At 55.0% G+C, this 505-nt stretch carries 2 pseudogenes; both read left to right on the forward strand.

Annotation, left to right across the window (positions count from 1 at the left end):
* A pseudogene (locus tag A8707_RS30810) lies at positions 1-239 on the forward strand (ISKra4 family transposase); the annotation flags it as partial.
* Positions 240-340: 101 nt separating this feature from the next.
* A pseudogene (locus tag A8707_RS30815) lies at positions 341-505 on the forward strand (ISKra4 family transposase); the annotation flags it as partial.

The raw sequence follows: 505 nt of genomic DNA on the forward strand, positions 1-505 counted from the left end.
AGGCAAGCAGCCCAAAGCGTATCAAACGCCCTACGGAGAAGTCGTGATTGAACGCCATGTCTATCAGCGCTCTGGAGGCGGGAAAACGGATTGTCCGCTAGAGCGAGCGTCTCGCATCATCATCACCTCCACGCCTCTGTTTGCGAAACAAGTGTCCTCGAAACTGGCGTATGGTTCCGCCCGAGACGTGCAGCGAGACTTGGCTGAGAATCATCAACGCCCGGTCGCCGTGTCCTACATCCAGCGTCTCAGTGAAGCGGTGGCCACGATCATTGAGGTGAAAGAAGAAAGTTGGGACTATGTGCCCCCTCAACTAGACGCTGAAATTGCCAGTGTTGCCATTGGCTTAGATGGCACCTGTATGCTGTTGTGCGACACCGGATGGAGAGAAGCCATGGTCGGCACTGCCCATCAGTCTGTATGACGCGTTTGGAGACCGACAACACACCATTTATATGGGAGCCACCCCCGAATATGGCAAGGCGACGTTTCTGGAACGGCTAGA

Origin of the sequence: Phormidesmis priestleyi BC1401 (genome assembly GCF_001650195.1) — a bacterium.
Lineage (GTDB): Bacteria > Cyanobacteriota > Cyanobacteriia > Leptolyngbyales > Leptolyngbyaceae > Phormidesmis_A > Phormidesmis_A priestleyi_B.